This window comes from Halomonas sp. DN3, assembly GCF_024137905.1.
Classification (GTDB): domain Bacteria; phylum Pseudomonadota; class Gammaproteobacteria; order Pseudomonadales; family Halomonadaceae; genus Halomonas; species Halomonas litopenaei.
Genome location: NZ_CP099965.1, coordinates 4,665,869 through 4,687,540 on the forward strand (window position 1 = coordinate 4,665,869; position 21,672 = coordinate 4,687,540).

The 21,672-nt window shown below is 66.1% G+C and carries 18 protein-coding genes; 8 read left to right on the plus strand and 10 right to left on the minus strand.

The window, feature by feature from the left end:
- Positions 1–2: 2 nt before the first annotated feature.
- Positions 3–308 carry a flagellar biosynthesis anti-sigma factor FlgM gene (gene flgM, locus NKF27_RS20080; protein ID WP_253554609.1) on the plus strand — a complete coding sequence of 102 codons (306 nt, stop codon included), beginning with the start codon at positions 3–5 and terminating at the stop codon, positions 306–308.
- Positions 305–754: a flagellar protein FlgN gene (gene flgN, locus NKF27_RS20085; RefSeq protein ID WP_253554611.1), complete on the plus strand. Its 450-nt coding sequence runs from the start codon at positions 305–307 to the stop codon at positions 752–754. Before flgM ends, flgN begins: the two co-directional genes overlap by 4 nt.
- A 124-nt stretch (positions 755–878) precedes the next feature.
- On the opposite strand, the gene NKF27_RS20090 is transcribed toward flgN, so the two are convergent.
- From NKF27_RS20090 to NKF27_RS20120, 7 genes are all read right to left on the minus strand, one after another.
- Positions 879–2,696 carry an EAL domain-containing protein gene (locus tag NKF27_RS20090; RefSeq protein WP_253554613.1) on the minus strand — a complete coding sequence of 606 codons (1,818 nt, stop codon included), beginning with the start codon at positions 2,694–2,696 and terminating at the stop codon, positions 879–881.
- 133 nt (positions 2,697–2,829) lie between these two features.
- The gene (locus tag NKF27_RS20095) at positions 2,830–3,576 is read right to left on the minus strand and encodes an SDR family NAD(P)-dependent oxidoreductase (RefSeq protein ID WP_253554614.1); all 747 of its coding nucleotides are present in this window, start codon (positions 3,574–3,576) and stop codon (positions 2,830–2,832) included.
- A 3-nt stretch (positions 3,577–3,579) separates the two neighbouring features.
- Positions 3,580–4,431, minus strand: coding sequence for a fumarylacetoacetate hydrolase family protein (locus NKF27_RS20100; protein ID WP_253554615.1), 852 nt, complete (start codon positions 4,429–4,431; stop codon positions 3,580–3,582).
- Positions 4,428–5,426, minus strand: coding sequence for an aldo/keto reductase (locus NKF27_RS20105; RefSeq protein WP_253554616.1), 999 nt, complete (start codon positions 5,424–5,426; stop codon positions 4,428–4,430). Before NKF27_RS20105 ends, NKF27_RS20100 begins: the two co-directional genes overlap by 4 nt.
- Positions 5,423–6,214 (minus strand): amidohydrolase, encoded by a 792-nt coding sequence (locus NKF27_RS20110; RefSeq protein ID WP_253554617.1) that lies wholly within the window; start codon positions 6,212–6,214, stop codon positions 5,423–5,425. The genes NKF27_RS20105 and NKF27_RS20110 overlap by 4 nt, the downstream gene beginning before the upstream one ends.
- Positions 6,214–6,648 carry an RbsD/FucU family protein gene (locus NKF27_RS20115; RefSeq protein WP_253554618.1) on the minus strand — a complete coding sequence of 145 codons (435 nt, stop codon included), beginning with the start codon at positions 6,646–6,648 and terminating at the stop codon, positions 6,214–6,216. The genes NKF27_RS20110 and NKF27_RS20115 overlap by 1 nt, the downstream gene beginning before the upstream one ends.
- Entirely contained in the window at positions 6,645–7,967 is a 1,323-nt protein-coding gene (locus NKF27_RS20120; RefSeq protein ID WP_253554619.1) for an L-fuconate dehydratase, read from the minus strand. The genes NKF27_RS20115 and NKF27_RS20120 overlap by 4 nt, the downstream gene beginning before the upstream one ends.
- 98 nt (positions 7,968–8,065) lie before the next feature.
- Between NKF27_RS20120 and NKF27_RS20125 the strand changes: the two genes are divergently transcribed.
- The gene (locus NKF27_RS20125; RefSeq protein ID WP_253554620.1) at positions 8,066–8,794 is read left to right on the plus strand and encodes a FadR/GntR family transcriptional regulator; all 729 of its coding nucleotides are present in this window, start codon (positions 8,066–8,068) and stop codon (positions 8,792–8,794) included.
- Positions 8,795–8,820: 26 nt separating this feature from the next.
- Here NKF27_RS20125 and fucP read toward each other — a convergent pair whose 3' ends face one another.
- The 3 genes from fucP to NKF27_RS20145 form a co-directional block, all read right to left on the minus strand.
- Positions 8,821–10,167, minus strand: coding sequence for an L-fucose:H+ symporter permease (gene fucP, locus NKF27_RS20130; protein WP_253554622.1), 1,347 nt, complete (start codon positions 10,165–10,167; stop codon positions 8,821–8,823).
- A gap of 500 nt (positions 10,168–10,667) precedes the next feature.
- Complete coding sequence (locus tag NKF27_RS20135) at positions 10,668–10,934, minus strand: hypothetical protein (protein ID WP_253554624.1); 267 nt, start codon at positions 10,932–10,934, stop codon at positions 10,668–10,670.
- Positions 10,935–11,126: 192 nt separating this feature from the next.
- A complete protein-coding gene (locus NKF27_RS20145; RefSeq protein WP_301271171.1) occupies positions 11,127–13,193 on the minus strand; it encodes a flagellin in 2,067 nt (688 codons plus the stop codon).
- Between the two features lie 624 nt (positions 13,194–13,817).
- Here NKF27_RS20145 and NKF27_RS21200 point away from each other — a divergent pair.
- The 5 genes from NKF27_RS21200 to fliS all read left to right on the plus strand — a co-directional run bounded on the left by NKF27_RS21200 (position 13,818) and on the right by fliS (position 21,664).
- The gene (locus tag NKF27_RS21200) at positions 13,818–17,009 is read left to right on the plus strand and encodes a diguanylate cyclase (protein WP_301271172.1); all 3,192 of its coding nucleotides are present in this window, start codon (positions 13,818–13,820) and stop codon (positions 17,007–17,009) included.
- Positions 16,999–17,811, plus strand: a complete 813-nt coding sequence (locus NKF27_RS20160) for a bifunctional diguanylate cyclase/phosphodiesterase (protein WP_240184219.1) — start codon at positions 16,999–17,001, stop codon at positions 17,809–17,811. Before NKF27_RS21200 ends, NKF27_RS20160 begins: the two co-directional genes overlap by 11 nt.
- A 129-nt stretch (positions 17,812–17,940) precedes the next feature.
- Positions 17,941–19,692, plus strand: coding sequence for a PilZ domain-containing protein (locus tag NKF27_RS20165; protein WP_253554625.1), 1,752 nt, complete (start codon positions 17,941–17,943; stop codon positions 19,690–19,692).
- Between the two features lie 118 nt (positions 19,693–19,810).
- Positions 19,811–21,217 carry a flagellar filament capping protein FliD gene (fliD, locus tag NKF27_RS20170; RefSeq protein ID WP_253554626.1) on the plus strand — a complete coding sequence of 469 codons (1,407 nt, stop codon included), beginning with the start codon at positions 19,811–19,813 and terminating at the stop codon, positions 21,215–21,217.
- Between the two features lie 36 nt (positions 21,218–21,253).
- On the plus strand, positions 21,254–21,664 hold the full coding sequence (gene fliS / locus NKF27_RS20175) for a flagellar export chaperone FliS (protein WP_045994764.1): 411 nt from the start codon (positions 21,254–21,256) through the stop codon (positions 21,662–21,664).
- The last annotated feature ends 8 nt before the right edge of the window (positions 21,665–21,672 follow it).

The window sequence follows — 21,672 nt, forward strand, 5'->3', positions numbered from 1 at the left end:
CCGTGAAGATCGATTCGCAACATCCTCTGACCCGCCCCGCCCAAAGCGAGGGGCCGCAGCAGAGCGACAAGCTCCAGCAAAGCGAGACGCAAAAAGCCGCTGGCGCCGGTGTCGAAGCCGGTGCCCAGGCCCACCTGAGCCGCCCGGCGGCGGATACCAGCCAGGACATCGACAGCGCCCGGGTCGAACAGATTCGTGACGCCATCCGCGAGGGTCGCCTGGAAATCCATCCCGAACGCATCGCCGACGGCCTGATCGACAGCGTCCGCGACATGCTCGGCGATGGCTCAGAGGGCTCGCGGTCGTGAGTCTTGCCCGACTGCTCGACCAGCAGCGTGAGCGACTCGCCGAGCTGCTGGCCCTGCTGGGCGAGGAACAGGAGTGCCTGGTCCAGGGCCAGGTCGACAGCGAGGCGCTGGTGGCGCTCGCCGGCCAGAAGTCCGAGATCCAGCAAAGGCTTGCCGAAACGGAAGCTCGCCGCCATCAGGTCCAGTGCCGACTGGGCTACCCCGATGACCGCGAGGGCACCCTGCAAGCCGCCCGCGACGCCGGCTGCGAAGCCGCCTGGCAGGCCACCATGGCACTCGCCAGGGAAGTCTCCCGCGCCAACCTGCGCTGTGGCGAACTGCTGGCCCTGCGCATGGAACACAACCAGCGCATGCTCGACCAGATCCACCGCATCGCCAACGCCAGCGTCTACCAGCCCGACGGCCACACCCGGCTGCAACCCTCTCGGCTCAACGTCTCGGCCTGATTTCCTGGTTCAAGGTCTTGGCTTGCCGCTTGGGCTCTCAGCTTGGACTCTTAACATCGGGCCTGACGTCTCCTCTCGGAAACACCTGCCCGACCCTGCCACCTTGGCGGCATCAATGCCTGGCTCAGATCGCTATCGCCGGCTGCGCGCCTGAGGCCGCCCAGCCCACCAGGGCCTCGCTTTCCAGCGGCGCGCCGACAAGACGCCCCTGAATCCGGACAAGCCCCAGCGCCTTGATGGTATCGAGCTGTTCGGCGGTCTCGACTCCCACCGCCACCGCGACGAACTCCAGCGCCTCGAGGCAGCGCATCAGCGCCGCCACGCTCTGGCGCATGCTGGTGGTGGGATCGGCCAGGGTCTTGAGGGTCTCCGGCCCCAGCTTGCCCAGGGTCACCGGCAGCGAGGCCATGCCGAACAGATCCACCGGGGAGCGGCCCAGCCCATCGACGCCGAGCCGCACGCCCAGGGCGACGATACGCCTTAACAGGTGGGACTGGCGGTGGCCCACCTCGAACAACCCCGCGCCATCCACCTCCAGGCACAACCAGTCGAGGCACTCGTGGCGATAGTGGCCACCCGCCTCTTCCTGGGCACCCGCCTCCCCCTTCGCGCCAGACTCGCATAGCTGGCGCAGGTAGAGATCCAGGGCGCGGCCATCGAAGCCGGCCTGATCCAACAGGCGGTGATGAATGTTCACCGAGATATCCCAGTCACCCAGCTCGGAGCCGGCCTCGCGCCAGCGCCGGCGCTGGGCCACGACTTCCTTGAGCACCCAGCGATCTAGCCGGTCGACCAGCTGCATTTCGGCGGCGAGTGCGACAAATTCCCCCGGCGCGACCTCGCCACGCTGAGGATGTCGCCAGCGCACCAGCGCCTCGAGCCCGCAGCAGCGCCGAGTGATCAGATCGAACTGGGGCTGATACACCAGGTAGAACTGCTGATCGGGGAACATCAGCGCTTCCTGCAGCTCGTGACGGAAGCGCTGCTGGCGCTCCATCAGACGCTGCAGGCTGCCGTCGTAAAAGGCGAAACCACCAGGCACGGCCTCTTCCAGCGCCTTTTCGGCGTGGGCCAGCAGCTCACCGGCTTCCTCGCCGTCTTCCGGACACAGGACGATGCCGATACGCGGCTCGATCAGGGCGGGCCGATAGCCGGACAGGGTAAAGGGCGGTTCCAGCGCCTCGAGGCAGCGGTCGGCCACCAGTTGCAGGGTCTCCGGCGTGACGGGATGCTCGAGCAGCACCCCCCAGCGTTCGCGATCGACTTGCACCACGCTGTCTTCCCGGCGCAGCACGTTGACCAGTCGACGTCCGGCCCGGCGCGACACCCGCGACGCCATCTCGCCGCCATGGTCCACCAGGATGCGCGACAGGCCATGCAGTTCGATCAGCATCACGCCCAGGCGCTGGCCCAGACGGTCGGCGCGATCGAAGGCGTGGGACAGGCGGTCCTCGAAGATCCAGGTACTGGCCACGTTGCCGATATCGGCATGGCGGCGATCCAGTACCGCGTCGGCGTCGGCGTCGAGATCGACGAAGGTGACCAGCCACATCAGCGGATCGGTGCCGCTGTCCAGAGCCGCATCGGCGCCTCGGTCGAAGGCCACGCAGGACATCAGCCCCAGCCGGGCGCTGGCGCTGTCATCCACCGCAAGCCAGGCCTGCTGCCAGTCCTCGCCGGGTGACAGGGTATGGTAGCTGCCCCGCTCCCCCAGCAGATTGACGAAGGGGCGAAACAGCTCGTTGAGATTGCGGCCCTGCAGCTCGCCGCCGGTGGGACAGGCCAGCTCCGTCAGCGCGGTGTTGGCCCATACCAGGCGGTCGTTGGCATCGATCAGCGCCAGCCCCACCGGGGCGCGGTCCAGCACCAGCCCCGCCACCACCGAGGGGTGATGGGCGACCTTGCCGGCGGAGGCCGCCTGCAACAGCGTCGTCGGGCCCAAGCCCGCTGATCGATCCTTAGCCATGAGCCCTGCCCAGATAGAGGTAAGCGGTGCGCATTACCTAATATAACCACTATCGGCTAGACCGGCGTACTCTTGAGGACCGACATGAACGGTTTTTACATGAACAGGGCTAGCGCGGACGCAGGCGCAGGGCGTCCATGCCACCGTCCACCGGCAGGCAGACCCCCACCGTCGAGCGATTGGCGGGATCGGCCAGATAGGCCACCGCCTGGGCCACCTCGGCGGCGGCGACCAGCCGTCCGTGGGGCTGGCGGGCCTCCAGCGCGGCACGCTCGGCCTCGGGGTCAGGCGCCTGCGCAAGCAAGCGGCCGATCCAGGGGGTATCCGCGGTGCCGGGCGAGACACAGTTGACCCGAATGCCCTGCTGCAGGTGATCGGCCGCCATGGCTCTGGTCAAGGCCAGCACGGCGCCCTTGGTCGCCGAGTACAGGGCCCTTTGCTGAATCCCTGCGGTGGCGGCGATGGACGCCATATTGACGATGGCGGCGGCGTCCGACTCGCGCAGATGAGGCAGCGCCGCGCGAGACACCCGCGCCATGCCGGCGACGTTGACTTCCCAGGCACGCTCCCACTCCTCATCCGGGTTGCCCGCGACGTCGCCCTGGGCACCGATGCCTGCGTTGTTGACCACGATATCGATACGTCCCAGCGCACTGGCGACGGCTGCCACCGCGCGCTCTACCTGCTCACTGCTGGCGACATCGCACGCTTCCCAATGGTGTTCATTGGCGGGATCTTCGCGATCCAGCACGGCGACGCGGGCGCCTTCAGCGGCCAGGCAGTCGGCGATCGCCGCGCCGATGCCCGAGGCCCCACCGGTGACGATGGCCACCCGTCCTTCGAATCGAGCTGTCATGGATTAGTCCTCCCAGGCACGAAATGTCTGACGCTGGCGGCCCAGGCCTTCGATCTCCACCTCGACCACATCGCCCGGCTTGAGGTAGTCGAAGCGCCCCGAGACCGCCACCCCTTCGGGGGTTCCGGTAGAGATGACGTCGCCGGGCTCGAGCTGCATGTATTGCGATAGATCACGCACGATCTCGGCGCAGCCGAAGATCATGTCCGAGGTGCGGGAGTCCTGGCGCGGCTCGCCGTTGACCCAGGAGCGCAGGCCCACATTGGCGGGATCGAAGGCGTCGGCGGTCACGATCCAGGGGCCCAGCGGCATATAGCCCGGGCTGCACTTGCCCTTGCTCCACTGGCCACCGGAGACCTCGAGCTGGAACTTGCGCTCCGACAGGTCGTTGGCGAGCACATAGCCACCGATGTGACGGGCCGCTTCCTCCAGCGAGTCGCAGTAGCTGGCGGTGCTGCCGATCACGATGGCGAGCTCGACCTCCCAATCGGTCTTTTCCGAACCGCGCGCGATGGTGACGGTATCGTCGGGGCCGGCGACGGTGTTGGGCGTCTTGAAGAAGACGATGGGTTGCTTCGGCGGCTCGGCGCCGGACTCGGCGGCGTGGGCGGCGTAGTTCTGACCGATGCAGATCACCGAACCCACCGCCGCCACCGGCGAGCCGTGGCGCACCTCGTCGGCAAGCTCGACGGCGGTCAGCCGTCCGGCGTCCAGCAGCCGGCGAAGGTGCGCCACGCCGTTGTCCTTCCAGAAGCCTGGCCCGAAGTCGCCCACCGGCGAGGCGTCGTAGAGCACGCCTTCGACCTCGACCAGCGGCATCTCGTTACCCATCGTTCCACGGCGCAACAGCTTCATGTGTTCTCCTTCAGCAGGCCTCGCGCCTGCAGTTCGTTCCAGAAGGCCTCGGGGATATCGCACGAGGCCAGTGCATGATTTCGCTTCACCTGCTCAGGCGAGCGCATTCCGGCCATGACGTTGACCACGGCGGGGTGGCGCCACGGAAAGGCCAGCGCCGCCGCCGGCAGGCTGACGCCGTGGGCTCGCGCCACCGCGGCGAGTTCGCGGGCACGCTCGAGTACCGCCTGCGGTGCCTGGCCGTACTCGTACCAGGCGTCGGCAGGAGGCTCGTCACGCGCCAGCAGGCCCGAATTGAAGGCGCCGACGGCGACCACACCGACCTGGCGTTCCAGGCAGGCGGCCATCAGTCCTGTCTGTTCCTGCTCCAGCAGGGTGTAGCGACCGGCCAGCATGATCAGGTCTGGCCTTGCCTGATCGACGAAGCGCTTGAGCATGCCGGCGTCCTTGGAGCCCACGCCCCAGGCCGCGATCCTGCCCTGCTCGCGCAGGCGTTCGAGCTCGGGGACGGCCCCCGCCAGGGCTTCCTCGAAGCGATCCGAGGGCTCTTCCGGGTCATGGATCCAGAGGATGTCCACCGACGCCATGTCGAGGCGCGCAAGCGACGCCTCCAGGCTCTGCCTGACGCCCTCGGCGGTGTAGTCACGTCGCCGGGTCAGGTCATCGGCCACGTGGAAGCCGTTGGCCTCGTCGCTGCCCTGCGGGGCAGGATTGGGCTCCAGCAGGCGCCCCACCTTGGTGGAGATGACGTAGTCGTCCGGCGAACGCCCCTTGAGCGCCTTGCCCAGGCGCTGTTCGGACAGCCCGAGCCCGTAGTGCGGGGCCGTGTCGTAAAACCGCAGCCCCAGCTCCCAGGCGGTGTCCACGGCGGCCAGGCAGTCCTGTTCGGGGGTGACCTTGCCCATGTTGCCGAACTGCGCCGCACCGACGCCGAGGCCTTCGAAGGCACGGCGCAGCTTGGGCGGCAGACGGCTGGCGATCGGCGATGTCGTCATCCGGCATCCCTCCTGTGATAGATGTTCAAGGCGTTGCCCTCGGCAACGGCCTGGCGCTTTTCTGCGGGCACCCGCGCCAACACCCGCTTGCACCAGTCCTTCGGGTCCTGACTGATCGGGCTGTCGCTGCCGAGCAGGCAGCGCTCGGCACCAAAGGTCTCAAGCGCCACGTCGACGATGTCCGCGGCGTGGCGCTCGAGTTCGTCGGCGTCGCGGCACTCCGCCGGCAGACCGGACAACTTGCAGTGGACCCTGTCGAGCTCGGCCAGGCGCGCCAGATTACGCTGCCAGGCCTCTCGCGCGACGCCATCACGCGGGTTCGGCTTGCCCATATGGTCGAGTACCACCGTCAGCTCCGGCACCCGCTCGAGCAACGCCAGCAGGCGCGGCAGCTCCCGGTCCCTGACGCAGGCATCGAAGGGCAGGCCCCAGTCGGCCAGACGCTTCAGGCCCTCGACCAGGGCGGTCGAGCCAAACAGCTCGCGGTCCTGCAGCAGGCGTCTGACGCCGACCACCTGGGGCACCTCGGCCAGACTCGCCAGCGCCCGCTCGGCCTGGGGAAGCTCCAGCGCGACGCTCGCCACCACGCCGTGAACCCGCCGGTCCTGTTCGGCCAGCGAGATCAGCCAGGCGGCTTCCTCGGCGGGGTCCGGGGCGTCGGCCTCGACCAGCACGTAGCGGCGGTCCTGGCCATCGGGAATCGGCGCCCTGGCGGGCAGGCCCGCATCGGCGAGCCAGGGAATCCGTACCGCACCGGTATCCCAGACGTGAAGGTGGGTATCGATCATCACGGAACGCCTATCGTCAGCAGAAAGTTGGAGTAGGGGCGGCACTCGCCGGTGGCCACCACCAGGCACACCTCGGGGCCGCGGCAGGCGTCATAGAAGGCCCAGCGATCCAGACTCGACCAGGCGATCTGCTGGCCACCCCCATGGCGGTGGCCGGCCAGCCGCTGGCGGCACTCGAGCACGGATTCGGAGGCGCCGCCCTCGGCGTTGGCCATATAGGTGACCTCTTCCACGAACACCGCCTGGGCCAGCGTCTCCATCACCGACAGCGCCGGCACCATGCCCTCGCACAGGTTGAGGTAGACCCGGCTCGCCGCTGGCGGCGCACCGGTCGAATGCGGATAGAGCGCGTCGGCCACCAGCACCCTGGCGCCATGACCCGCAGCGGCCAGGCCCTCGAGCAAGGGCGGATTGAGCAGCGGGCCGCGGATCATGCCGGCACCGCCTGGCGCCGACGGGCCCACTCGGTGCCGTTCGGCCAGGCCCAGGCCGCCAGCGTCTCGGCCTTGATCTCGGCGGAATACCCCGGCTCACGCGGCAATGTATAGGCGCCATCTCGCACGACGCAGGGGTCGACGAAGTGTTCGTGCAGGTGATCGACGAATTCGGCCACCCGCCCGTCCACGGGCCCCGACACCGCGACGTGGTCGATCATCACCAGGTGATTGACCAGCTCGCACAGCCCCACCCCGCCGGCGTGGGGGCAGACGGGCTTGCCGAACTTCCTGGCCATCAGCAGCACCGGGATGATCTCGTTGACGCTGGCAAGACGGCAGGAGTCGATCTGCACGTAGTCGACCGCGTTGGCCTGCAGCAACTGCTTGAACAGCACCCGGTTCATGCCGTGCTCGCCGGTGGCGACGCCGATGCCGAGCGGGCGAACGCCATCGCCGATGCTGCGATGCCCCAGCACGTCATCCGGGCTGGTGGGCTCCTCGATCCACAAGAGGTCGTGATGGGAAAGCGCCTCGACCCGCTCGATGGCCTCGGGCACCTCCCAGATCTGGTTGGCGTCGATCATCAGCGCCACGTCGGGGCCAATCACCGAGCGAGCGATCCCCAGGCGACGTTCGTCGTCCTCGGGATTGGCGCCGACCTTGAGCTTGATATGGCGGTAGCCCTCGTCCATCGCTTCCCGGCACAGGCGGGCCAGCTTCTCGTCCGAATAGCCGAGCCACCCCGCCGAGGTGGTGTAGCAGGGGAAGCCATGCTCGCTCAGCTCGGCGATGCGCTCCTGCTGGAAAGGCCGCTGTTCCTTGAGCATCGCCACCGCCTCCTCGGCGCTCAGCACGTCACCCAGGTAGCTGAGATCCAACTGCTCGACGAGCACCTCCGGCTCCATCTCGCAGACCAGACGCCACAGCGGCAGCCCCGCATGCCGGGCCGCCAGGTCCCAGACGGCGTTCATCACCGCCGCCCGCGCCAGGTGCACCACCCCCTTGTCCGGGCCCAGCCAGCGAAGCTGTGAATCCGCCGCGAGTTCACGATAGATCGCCCCCGGGGACCGGCAGACCTCGGCCGCGTCCCGGCCGACCAGCGGCTGGGCGAGGGCCTCCATGGCCTGCAGGCAGATCTCGTTGCCGCGACCGATGGTAAAGGTGAAGCCGCACCCATAGAGCGCGCTGTCGTCGGTGACCAGCCTGAGATAGGCCGCCGAGTAGTCGGCGTCCTTGTTGACCGCGTCGGAGCCGTCGCTGCTGTCCGAGGTGGGAAAACGCAGATCCACCAGTTCGATTGAGGTGATGACGGACACGTATCGTCCTCCAGATTCGTCAGATGTATTAAAGTGCTGCCGAAGTTTTCGATAGAATGGCGGGATTCGATCACCCCTTCCGAGCCGGAGCCCCTGCCATGACGCCGCCTCCCCCATCCGCAAGCGACCAGCGCCGCCCTTCCCAGTACGAGGTGGTGGTGCAAGGCATCCAGGAGATGATCGTCTCCGGTGAAATCGCTCCCGGCGATCGCCTGCCCGTCGAGTCGATCCTCGCCACCCGCTTCGCTGTCTCGCGCAGCTCGCTGCGTGAAGGGGTCAGGGCGCTGGTCGCCATGGGCATCCTCGAGACCCGCCAGGGCTCCGGCACCACCGTTACCTCGCTGGACCCGGGGCTTTTGCTGAAGCCCCTGGAGTTCTGGGCGGGCATCCAGGCCGGGACCTCGTCCCGCGACCTGCACAACGTGCGCCAGGCACTGGAAGTGGAGGCCGCGGCGGTGGCGGCGCTGCGCCGAACCGATGAGGACATCGAGCGCCTGAAGGCCGTACTGGCCGAGGCCGAGCCCGCCATCCAGGCGCTGGACCACGAAGGCGCCATGGCCGCCGACCTGGAGTTCCACCTCAGCCTGGCGAGGATTTCCCGCAACCCCGTGCTGGTCGCCCTGCTCGAGGCGCTGTCGCGGCCGACCCTGCGGATGCGGCTGTGGCAATCGATCCACCTCGGCGGTCGTATCGCCATCACCCACCAGGAGCACCTGGCCATCCTCAATGCCGTCGTCGCCGGCGACCCCAGGGGCGCCCATGCCGCCATGCAGACTCACCTCGCCCAGGTCGCCGTGGTGCTGCGAGACACCCCCGATTCGCGTTAAGGCGTACCAGTTCAAGAGACGCCAGCTCAGGCCAGATCACCCTCGTTGCTGGTCTCGGGCCGCGGATGACGCTGCACATAGATACCGAAGGCCACGATCACCGCGAAGCACACCGCCACCACCAGGTAGCTGGTCTGGGCCGAGGTGATATCGATCAGCCAGCCCTGGGCCAGCGGCACCAGGGCGCCACCGACGATCGCCATCACCAGGCCGGCGGCGCCGTACTTGGTGTCCTGCCCCAGCCCTTCCAGCGAGATGCCGTAGATGGTGGGGAACAGCAGCGAGATACAGGCGCTCAGCAGCACCAGGGCCACCGCCCCGATCAGGTTGCCGCTGAACACCGCCACCAGCGACAGCGCGACGCCGAGCACGCACATCCCGGTCATCAGCTTGCGCGGGTCCACCCGCCCCATGACCCCGACCATGACGAAGCGCGACACCAGGAAGACCAGCAAGGAGGCCTGCAGCCAGTAGCCGGCCTCTTCACTGCCGACGCCCAGCGCCTCGGTCACGTAGTGGATGGTGAAGGTCCAGGTACAGGTCTGGGCGGCCACGTTGAAGAACTGCGCCACCACCCCGAAGGCATAGCGACGGTTGCGCACCAGCCGGCCGAGGCGACTTCCCGACAGCGCCACCGTCTCGCTCTTGCGGTCCGCCATCAGCGCCTCGTGGCGCGGCACCCGCACCATGGCGATAGCGATCGCGATCACCACATAGACCAGCGCCAGGGTGATGTAGGGGCCCATCACCGCCTGCAATTCCGCCGACTGCATCTCGGCCAGCGCCTCCTGGGTCAGCGAGGCGCGCTGCTCGGCGGTGGCCGGATTGACGTGGGGCAGGATAAACACCGCGGCCAGCAGCACCCCCAGGTTCGACCCCACCGGGTTGAAGGACTGGGCGAAATTCAGCCGCCGTGTGGCGTTCTCACGCGGGCCCATCGCCATCACGTAGGGATTGGCGGAGGTTTCGAGGATCGACAGCCCCGCCGCCAGGGTGAACAGCGCCACCAGGAACATCGAGTAGGTCATCATCTGGGAGGCCGGCATGAACAGAAGCCCCCCGGTGGCCGCCAGCAAGAGGCCGATCAGCACGCCGCCCTTGTAGCCCAGGCGCGAATTGATCCAGGCCGCCGGGATCGCCAGGGCAAAATAGGCGCCGTAGTAGGCGAACTGCACCAGCGACGCCTGCAGCGCGCTCATCGAGAACACCGAGCCGAACACCGACACCAGGGGATCGGTCAGATTGCCGGCGAGCCCCCAGGCGGCAAAGCAGGTGACGATAAGCACAAAGGGCAAGGTCATGCCCCTGTGCAGAAAAGAGGACTTTTCCGGCGCCGACTGTTGCTCAGCCGCCGCGGTAGAGGATGCATCCACAAGTGACTCCTTGTATGTATTTGTATGTGGTTATCGAGACAATTGATCAGATGAATTTAACTAGTGAGGGAGAAGCTAGTCGAGGAGCCACGTGAATACAAGGAATGACGAATAAGACAAACGTCTTAGTCGGCTTGGCGAGAACTATTGCAATACACTGTTTTAATTGAATTTTTGTCGCTACGATGTGAAGCAGAAAAAGCTCAAGACAGAAGCAGCATCAGGTGCGTCAGGCGAATGGCCTAGGCATCGCCTACTGACCTTCGCGAGAGATAGATACGATGAATAGGTCAGCCCGGCAGGCTATCGCTATGGAGGAAGAAGAGAGGGCCTGAGAAGAGAGAGCGAGAGAAGAGAGGCGAAAAGAGGAAGTGAGCGTGCAGAAGGAAGACAGAGAGTAGACAAAGGGTTGAGAGATGGAAGAGAAGCAGGGATGCGGAGGCGTCACACTGGGGCGAAAAAAGGCTTAAGGAGCGCAGGTATGCTTTGGACCTATCCCTCTAGGCAAGTCGCAATGCCAGCTCCGCCTGCCCCACCATAGCCTGGCGATGTATATCGAGCAGATGGCGGTAGTCCTCGCCCATGGCGTCCTGCATACCCGTCGCCTCAAAGCGTTCGATCAGATCACTCGCCCAGGCCACCACCTCCTGATACCGGGCTAGTGCATCGGCCAAGGCCTTATCGGAGACCGCCTCCACGGCACCTTCAATCAGGACATCTTCGACCAGGACATCCTGCGAAACACTTAACGGGTTGGCGCTATTCATTGGTGACTCCTGTGGCCATGAACGCTATTGGCGGATGTGAGGTTGCCGCGACTGCGGCGACTAAGCCTTCTGTAAAAAATGCTGGCCGCCGTATAAATGCCGACAGGCGCCAGAGGCGCCTGTCGGGGTTGGGCCGCAAAGGCGCGACCCGCTGAGGAACACGTCAGCCGAGGGCTGACAACCCACCTAGCTTTAGCCCAGCAGGGACAGCACGGACTGCGGCACCTGGTTGGCCTGAGCCAGCACGGAGGTACCGGCCTGCTGCAGGATCTGCGCGCGAGTCATATTCGCCACTTCCACCGCGTAGTCGGCGTCTTCAATACGCGAACGGGCCGCAGAGAGGTTAGTCTCGTTGGTGCTCAGGTTGGTAATCGCAGACTCGAAGCGGTTCTGCACCGCACCCAGCTCGGAACGCAGGCTGTCTACCTGGTTCAGGGCGCTGTCAAGCGTCGCCAGCGGGTCTTCAGTACGGTCACCGACGGTCACGTCATCAGTGGTAAAGGCGCCTTCCGCATTCTGGTAGATACGCTGGCCGGCATCGTTGGTGATATTGCCGTTTTCTTGGGCGAAGTAGCTGACGTCGGTGGTGGTAGCTGTTGTCAAGCCACTATCGTCGGCCGCAACGTATACGGCGTCGCCATCATTCAAGCCGGGATCGGTGCCGCCATTATCGGTGTAGGTGTTAGCCGTCACGCCAGTAATCGCACCACCTGATACCACAAAGTCAATCGTCTGGGTATCGTTAGTGCCATCGCTACCTTCGATGTTCTGGGTCAGCGTATAGGTAGCATCACTTGCATCTTTCAGCTCATCGCTAATATCAGCAGAGCTGACTTCTTTGCCGCTCAGCGCGACGTCACGGTTGACGGTGTAGGTATCACCTACGTTGCCTGCAGCGCCGGTGCCGTCACCCAAGGCCATCAGAGTCGCCGTTGCATCGCCGCTAGCAATCTTATTGCCTAAGTCGCTAGCAGTAGCCTGCGTCACAGAGCCGTCGAGCGTAAATTCGTTACCAGCCCCGAAGCCTGGATCAGTAAAAAGACCGCCACTACTATCAGCGTATACGGTAGTAGAGTTGCCATCCACGATGATATCCAGCTGAGCGCCGGTGGTTGCGCCTGTCCCTGCTGCACCTGTAACTGCCGCAGCGAAATCAGAGGCAGCGCCGACCGCGCCGCTGCCGGTGGTGATGGCGTTAGACCCGTTCACACTACCGGTTGCATATTTCGTACCGTCACCGAACTCAATACTGGAGCTGGCCGTCTCGGTCAGAGACTGAGAGAGATTGTCGATGGTGGCAGCGGGCGGACCGCCGGCGTTGTTCTCTGTGAGGTTGCCGGTGCTGTCCAGGTAGAGGGTATTGCCGCTGTCGGCGTTCGTGATGCTGCCGTCCGAGGCGATGGAGACGTTGGTGGATTCGCCGCCGATGGTCACTTCGGCTGCCACGGTTTCGCCGGCAGCGGAAGGCGTCATCGCCGCGGTAATTTCGGATACGGCAGAGCCGTCACTGAAGGTCTGGGTCTGCTCGAAGTTGCCGTCAGCGTTAACGGTAAAGGTCGCGTCGCCAACAGTGATGTTGCTACCTGCCTCAGTGGTAGCGGACAGCACGTCTACCGCGGTTGCCGCCGTATTATCGGTGGAGAGCACGTACTCGTTAGTGCCTGAAGTCTGTTTGGCACCTGCCAAGGTCAGGTCGTCCAGGGTAGCGGCTTCGTTAGCCACTTCGCCCTTACCGTTGACGTTAAAACCTTCCAGCCCCAGCGTTTTTGCGTTGATCTCTTCCAAGTTAACAGTAATAGCTTCGCCGTCGTTGGCGCCAACTTGAATCGACAGCTTATTGTCTTCTGTCAACACCTTAGTCCCGTTGAAGTCGGTCTGACCGGAGATGCGATCGATCTCCTCCAGACGCTGGTTAATTTCGTCTTGGATAGAGGTCAAATCCTTCTCGGAGTTGGTACCGTTTTCAGCCTGAACCGCCAGCTCACGGACGCGCTGCAGGTTGTCGTTAATCTGATTCAAAGCACCTTCAGCGGTCTGTGCGACGGAAATACCGTCGTTGGCGTTGCGCTGGGCGGTGGACAGACCGGTGATCTGAGCGCTCATGCGGTTGGCGATGGCCTGGCCGGCGGCGTCGTCCTTGGCGCTGTTGATGCGCAGGCCGGAGGACAGGCGCTCCATGGAGGTGGTCAGGGCGCTCTTGGACGCGTTGAGGTTCTGCTGACCAATCATGGAAGTGATATTGGTATTGATCACGGACATGGTGTCATCCTTCCTTAAAGAGTTGGGCTCCATTGGCGGACCGTCTTGGCCTGCCGCAACGGCGCCGTTGGCCGTTACCCTCTTTATCGGTGGCTCGCCGAAAAGCTTTAGCCCTGGCCTGCAAATTTCTTTGGAAGGCTCTTGCCTGGGGGCTTGCTTGACCGCCTGCTGGGCCGCCTGCGGCTGCTCTTTACCGGGTCTGCACCCGCCCGTTACTAGTTCCTCACCGGCTCTTCACCCGCGCTTTATCGGGTCTGTGACTGTTCTGCATGCTTTCCCGTGCCCTCTTTGTGCCTATTCGCTGAAGCATGCGCTCTACGGTTGTCCCCCTCGCGCCCTTGCTGGACGCTGACTCTGGTGGTGGATGCTGACATCAGGGGCTAGCACTCGTGGGTGATTGAGGTATGTTGAAGACTGTTTTGGTGCCGTTTCGAGCAAACGCGGCCATGGATACCGGGCCGATAGTCCAAAGGCGCCTTTGCCCATGGCGGCAAGGAGGCCGCAAAGGCTTCTGTCAACGCTGGCGGCTGCCATGCTGGGAAGGTGGCGAGGCGTTGCCACGACGTTGGCCACATAAGGAAAAGAGCGCCCGGCGGAAGGGGCGTCAAGGGGATCGTGGGTAGGATGCCGTTTAGACTGCGCGATGTGGCGGAAGATGCCTGGCTGCTGATGGCCTCCAGCGGACTGCTGATGGTCGGCGCTGCGGGCCTCGCCGCCTGGTTGATCCAGCCGGTGGAACAGCCGCTGCTGGTGCCCGATGTGGCGCTGGCAAGCCTCGCTGGCGGCGGCGGCCTGTTGCTGCAGGTGCTGCGCAGACCGCGTGGCCGCAGCGTCTGCGGTCTGATGATGCTGCTGCTGGCGCTGTACGCCATCGTCCATGACCTGGTCGCCAGCGGCCCTGCCGACGTGCAGTCGCTGTTGACCGGCGGCCCGCGCATGACCAGCTGGGCAGGGCTGACGATGCTGCCGGGCTGCGTAGCCCTGATGATCGGGGTGCAGCACCGCCAGGGCCCCTTCTGGTGGCGGTTGTCGGGGGGGCTGCTGCTGCTGATCGGCGCGATCTTTACCGTCTGGTTGGTGATTCCTGGCCAGGCACCCAAAGTCTGGGAGGTGACCCGCAGCACCTCGCCCATGGCGGTGTGTCTGCTCTACCTGATCGCCGGCCCGGCCTCGCTGGTGGCGGCCTCACGCCCACCCAACCGCCCGCTACGCCTGCAACGCGCCAGCATCGCGGTGGCCTGTGCCGGGGTACTGCTCAGCAGCCTGGCCTGGCTGTCGCTCAACCATGTGCGCCAGAGCCACGTCCAGCAGGACGCCGCCAATACCCTGACCAACATCGCAGAGCGCGCACGCGGCCAGATGGCGCTACACCAGCGCTGGCTCGACCGCCTGGCCAACCGTGCCGGCGAGCAGACGACCGACGCCAATACCCTGGCCGACGTCATCACCTTCTATCTGCGAGACGTACAGAGCCTGGAGAGCCTGGCGCTGTATCGCGGCGACCAGCGGCTATGGCTGCGCTCACGGCGTGCTCAGGACAGCGTCTGCCGCTTGAGCGAGGCACTGCCCAGGCCGGCCCGCGGCGAACTACAGCTCGAGTTGCCCGACAACCCGCTGGCGACGTCGGCACGCATGGTCAGGGCCCTGGCCGATGACGACCTGCGCCTGGTCGCCTGCATCGATCTGCCCGGCACCCTGGCCCCCAGCAACCACAGCGTTGCCGACCGCACTCTGCTGGCCATCACCGACAGCCAGGGCGTCTGGTGGTGCGGTTTCGGCGACGACACCTGGGAGGTCAAGGACCCGACCCTTCCCCGGCTGGCCGAGAACACTCTGGAACTGGACGGCCGCACCCTGTCCCTGCGCGCACTGCCAGGCCCGGACAGCGCATGGTGGCTGGCCGGCAGCCTGCCGGCGCTGATCACCCTGATCGGGTTGATCATGTCCTACAGCCTGGCCATCAGCCTGTCGCTGATGCGCACCCTGCTGTGGCAGACCCAGAGCCTGGTGGCCGCCCAGGACCAGCTCGAGAGCTACCAGGGCATCCAGTCGATGATCGCCAGGGAGGCGCCACTGACCGAGACCCTGGAGGCCTGCTGCAGGCTGTTCGAGGGTCACCTGCCCGACGCCATCGCCACGGTCCTGACGCTGGACCCCGGCGGCGAGACCCTGAGCCTGGCGGCGGGTCGCAGCCTGCCGTCTGAGATGGCGCCGCTGCTCGCCAGGACCCCGGTGGGCGGCACCTTCGGCACCTGGGCCAGCGCCGCCGAGGCGAAGGCCCCACGGGCCAGCGACGACATCCCCGAGGACCCGGCCTGCGCCGGCGTGCACCCGCGCCTGCGCGACGGCGAGCTGAAGGCCTGCTGGGCCTACCCGGTCATCGCCAGTGATGAACGTCTGCTGGGGGTGGTCAGCCTGTTCTTTCGTCACGAGCCGACCCGGCAGGCCGAGCCCAGCCGGCGTATCGAGCGCTGCCTGGAGCTGGTTGCCCTGGCGGTGGAACGCGACCAGGACCGCCAGGCGCTGTTCCAGAGCGAACAGCGCTACCGTTCACTGTTCACCTACAACCCCGACGCCATCTATTCCCTCGACCACGAAGGCATCTTCGTCGCTGCCAACACCACCTGCTCGACCCTTACCGGGATACCACTGGGCGACATCCTGGGGCGCCACTACGAACTCTTCGTCAAGGAAACGGATCGCTCCTGGGTGCGCGACGCGGTGCGCAAGACGCTCAAGGGCGAGGTGACCCGCTACACCCTGCCCATCATCACCCCGCTGGGCAGGCGGGTGATGGACATCACCAACCTGCCGATCATCATCGACGGCGACATCAGCGGCACCTTCGGCATCGCCAAGGACGTGACCGAGCGCCACGCCCAGGAGACCCAGCTGCGCATCCTGCAACGCAGCGTGGAGGCCAGCATCAATGGCATCGTGATCGCCGATGCGCGCTCGCCGGAGCTGCCGATCATCTACGCCAACCCGGCCTTCATGCGCATGACCGGCTATCCCGAGGACGAGGTGCTGGGGCGCAACTGTCGCTTCCTGCAGGGCGAGGAAAGCGACCCCCAGGTGGTCGGACGCATTCGTCGCCAGCTTAAAAGCCACAGCGAAGTCCGCGCCACCCTGCTCAACTACCGCAAGAACGGCGAGGCCTTCTGGAACGACCTCTATATCTCGCCGGTGATGGACAGCGAAGGCGAGGTCTCTCACTTCGTCGGCGTCCAGCACGACATTTCCGAGCACAAGGCCTACGAGGAAAGCCTGGCCTACCATGCCAGCCACGACGCCCTGACGGGCCTGGCCAATCGCGCCCTGTTCGAGGATCGCCTGCGCCACGACTTCGCCCTGGCCAAGCGCCAGTCCCATCACCTTGGCGTGCTGTTCATCGACCTGGACGAGTTCAAGCCGATCAATGACAGCCTCGGCCACGACGTCGGCGACAAGGTGTTGATCCAGGTCGCCCAGCGGCTCACCGAGGCGCTCAGGCCCGGGGATACCGTGGCCCGCTTCGGCGGCGACGAGTTCGTGGTGCTGCTGCCGGACCTCGACGAGCCCGAGCAGGCGGTGACCCTGGCCGAACGTCTGCTGCCGAAGGTGGCCCAGGCCTACCGGGTCGGCGAGCATGAGCTGCACGTCACCGCCAGCATCGGGGTGGCGGTGTCCAGCGAGGTCACCATCGAACCGATGCAGTTGCTGCAGCAGTCCGACATGGCCATGTACCAGGCCAAGCACCAGGGACGCAATGCGCTGCAGCACTTCAGCCAGGACATCACCTGGGGGGGTAAACGAGCGGGTGGCGATGCGCCATGATCTGCAGGCCGCCATCGACGGTGAGCAGCTACGCCTGCACTACCAGCCGGTGTTCGACAACCACCGGGCGATCATCGGGGTCGAGGCGCTGTTGCGCTGGGAGCACCCGGTGCGCGGCCAGGTACCGCCCCAGGACTTTATCGCCCTGGCCGAGGAAACCGGCCAGGTCATCGCCATCAACCACTGGGTGCTGACCCGCGCCTGCAGCGACCTGCAGCTTCTCAACGAGGCCGGCCTCGAGGGCCTGGCGGTGGCGGTCAACCTGTCGCCGCTGCAGTTCCGCCGGGCCAACTTCCTCGAGACCGTGCGCGACACCCTGAACCAGACCGGCATCGAGGCCCACCAGCTCACCCTCGAGCTGACCGAGGGCATCCTGATGCACGACACCCCGAACGCCATCGAGACGCTGCAGTCGCTGCGCGACATGGGCGTCGAGGTGGCCATCGACGACTTCGGCACCGGCTTCTCGAGCCTGGGCTACCTCAAGCACCTGCCGGTCAGCACGGTGAAGATCGATCGCACCTTCGTCCAGGGGCTGCCGGATAACCAGGAGGATGGCGCCATCCTTCAGGGGATCATCGCCATGGCCCACCACCTGGAGTTGATGGTGGTGGCCGAAGGCATCGAGCACGAGGCCCAGCACGAGTTCCTGCTGCGGCATCACTGCGACGCCTTCCAGGGCTTCCATCTGGCCCACCCCATGCCCTTCGAGCGCTTGACCCGCTTTCTCGGCGAGCATCGCCTGGCCAGCCAGCGCGACGCCATCGACCGCTCCCGGCGCAAGCGTCACTCCCAGGCCTGACAACGCTTGACCTGTGTCAGCATCCCCGCCGACTGATTAGCCAGAGCAAGGTTGCCAGCCTAAAGATCCGGCACATTCTGCCGATACTCCGAGGCAACGTATGCCAGATGTCGTCGAGGAGTCCCGCTGGTGCCGGACCAACAAGAATTCGAAGAAGTACGCGCCCCCCAGGAAATCGCCAGGCTGCTGGACTGCTTGAGCGGCCCCCAGGGGGCAGGGCTGGCGTGGGAGGAAGGCAGTGGAACGCCGACACCGGTGCTGCTGATGGAGGTTGCCCCGGGGGAGTCCATCACCCTGGACATCACCGCGGTGGAGGGCCTTCACCGCCAGCTTAAGCAGGGCAAGTCCTTTCGTCTGGTCGGCTACTGCGAGGGCATGATCACCCGCACCCCGGCACTCACGGCCGCCGACGGTGAGGTGACCACGGCGCCGAGTGAGGCGGAACTGTCGCGGGAAGCCAGCCGCTCCCCCGGCCAGGGCGTGCCGCTGCGCCGGCTATGGCGCTGCCCCTATCCGGACCAGCTGGAGCGGCTGCAGCGCCGTCGGAGCTTTCGCGCGCGCCTGCGCCTGGGCATGTCCGCCGAGGCGGTGCTCAAGATCGACGATGGTCAGGAATTGCATGGCGACCTGATCGATCTGTCGGTGGACGGCTGCCGCCTCGACCTCCCGCGCACCGCGGCTCCGGTGCTGACCAACAGAGAGCTGCCGGTGCCCCTTGAGCTGGGCTTTCCCGATGGCACCCGTCTGGCGCTCCAGGCCGTCGTGCAACATCATCGCTTCGACCCCGAGCGGCGCCTGGTCGAGGCCGGCTTTCGCTTCGTCGGCGTCGGGGCCCACCAGGATCGCACCCTGTGGAAGCTGGTACGCGAGGTCGAACGCGAGGCCGCGCGCATTGCCGAAGGGGTGGATTCCAGGCGTCCGCCTTCGCCGTTGTTCCAGCGACCGGCAGGGCGCCGCGGCCCGCGCCTTGGCCGTCGCGAGGCGGAAACCTACCCCACCGTCATGACCCAGCGGCTGTCGCGGGTAGCCGGCTACCTGCACGCCCAGGCGATGGAACTGGTCCAGGGCGGCTGCATCCATGGCCCGCGCCTGTCGCGCCAGGCCGACCATCTGCTGGCCCTGTACGACGAGGACCGCGATGGCGTGCTGTTCGCGCTGAGGTTCCTGACCCGGGAGTCCTGGCCGGTACGCCACGGCCTGTCGGTGGCGATCCTGTTGATCGATCTGCTGGAAGACAGCCTGCCAGGCGAGCTGCGCAAGTCCATCGTCGCCAGCGCCATGATCCATGACCTGGGCAAGGTGCTGCTGCCCGAGCCCCTGCGCCTGACGCCGACCTTCGGCGACGCCGAGCGCAATCGCCTGGTCCAGCACGTGGGCTGGCTGCGCGAGCGCCTCAGCCACTGCGCCTGGATCAACGAATCGGTGTTCGAGGCCACCGCCTGCCAGATCAACGAGCGCCTCGACGGCAGCGGCTATCCTGCCGGCATCCGCGACGACGAGCTGCGTGAGCTGGCCCGGGCCAGCGCAGTGGTCGACGCCATCGATGCCATGCGTGCCCAGCGCCCCGACCGTCCGCCCTGGCGTCTCGCGGCGATCTACCGCTACCTGCTCGACCATCCCGACAAGTTCGACGCAAGTTGGGTCAAGCGCTTTATCCGGCGCTTCGGCCTGTACCCGATCGGCTCGCTGGTGCGCTTTGACGATGCCTCGCTCGGCTGGGTGCTGGCGCTGGACGACCAGGGCCGGCCCTCGCGGGTGCAGCGCATGGCCGGCAAGCCGCCCAGCCAGGTCCCGCGGGAGCCGCTGATGGGCCCCGTGGTGGAAGGCGAGACGCTGGTCGCGCTGGGCGAGATCCAGGCCGAGGTGATCATCGGCGCCTGACCCTCAAGTCCGATGAGCAACCGCCGATAACCCGATATACCAAGCACAAGGACGCCTGTTCGAGCCACTGGCCTGCCGGCGTTCTGTCACACTGCCCCCATCACACAGGAAGGACGACATGGCCTCGATCTCATCGCTCGGCATCGGTTCCGGTCTCGACCTCAACGGGCTGCTCGATCAGCTCGAGGCGGCGGAGCAAAAGCAGCTGGAGCCCATCGTGGCCCAGCAGGCGAGCTATGAGGCCAAGATCTCCGCCTACGGCACCCTGGAAGGCGCGCTGACCAGCTTCCAGGAGGCGGTCGACAAGCTCGGCGACCCGGCGCTTTACCAGAGCCTGTCCAGCAGCGTCGAGGGCGAGGGTATCAGCGCCAGCGCCAGCGAACTGGCGACCCCCGGCCGCTACGACGTCGAGGTGACCCGGCTGGCTCGCGCCCAGAGCCTGGCCAGCGACGGCTTCGACGCCAGGGACAGCGAGCTGGGCGCCGGCACACTGAGCCTGACGGTGGGTGACAGCGAGCCCGTCGAGATCAGCCTGAGCCAGGAAGACAGCACCCTGGAGGGACTGCGCGACGCCATCAATGACGCCGAGGCCGGCGTCAGCGCTTCGATCATCAATACCGGCGACGCCGACAATCCCTACCGTCTGGTGCTGTCGAGCGACAAGACCGGCTCCGAGGCGTCGATCAGCGCCGTGAGCTTCGCGCCGGATGACGCTGCCGACACCGAGCTGCAGACCAAGCTGGCCTTCGACAAGGATAGCCTCGGCGCGGACGACAGCGCCCCCGGCATGCACCAGTCGGTGGCCGGTGAAGACGCGGAGCTTACGGTCAACGGCATCACCATCACCAGTGCCTCCAACAGCGTCGAGGGGGCCATCGAGGGCGTCGACCTGACCCTGACCGACGTCGGCGAGACCACGGTCAAGGTGGAGTACAACAACCTGGCCCTGCGTGAGGCGGTCAGCGGCTTCGTCGACAGCTACAACGAGCTCAAGGACACCATGGGCACGCTGACCAGCTTCGACGCCGAGAGCGGTGCCTCGGGCGAGCTGCTCGGCGATGCCACCCTGCGCAGCATCGAATCGCGGCTGCGCGGCACCCTGTCCGGCGGCGTGGCCCAGGGCGACTTCCGCACCCTCAGCGATATCGGCATCACCCTGCAGCTCGACGGCACCCTGGAGCTCGATGACGAGCGCCTGGACGAGGTCATCTCCAGCGAGCGCGGCGACCTGGCCGACTTCTTTACCGGTGGCGATGACGGTGTCGGCCTGTCCGACAGCCTCGACGACACCCTGGGCGCCATCCTCGATGACGGCGGCCTGCTCGACAACGCCACCAGCGGTCTCGAGACCCGCATGGAAAGTCTCGACCGCCAGTACGAGCGTACCGAGCAGAGCATCGACGCCACCGTGGAGCGCTACCGCAGCCAATTCGGACAGCTCGACAGCATGATCGCCAGCATGAACCAGACCAGCAGCTACCTGACCCAGCAGTTCGATGCGCTGAACGCCCAGCTGAACCAGTAGCCCTGAGCCCGCCAGACCCAGCCGAGGAGACAACCAATGACACAAGCACAGGCCACCTATGGCCGCGGCGCCGGCGCCTACGCCCGCATGGGGGTGGAGAGCGGCGTGATGTCGGCCAGCCCCCACCAGTTGATCGTGATGCTGTTCGACGGCGCCCAGGCGTCGATCCGCGCCGCCCGCCTGCACCTGGAAGACGGCAATATTCCGGCCAAGGGCGCCGCTATCTCCAAGGCGCTGGATATCGTCAACAGCGGCCTGCGGGCGGTGCTGGACGGCGAACAGGGCGGCGAGGTGGCACTGCAGCTCGACAGCCTCTATGACTACATTGCGCGCCGCCTGCTCGACGCCAACCTGCGCAACGACGCCAGTGGCCTCGACGAAGCCGAACGCCTGATCGAGGATATCGCCTCGGCCTGGCGCGAGATCGGCACCACCACCCACTCCTGAGCGCTTGA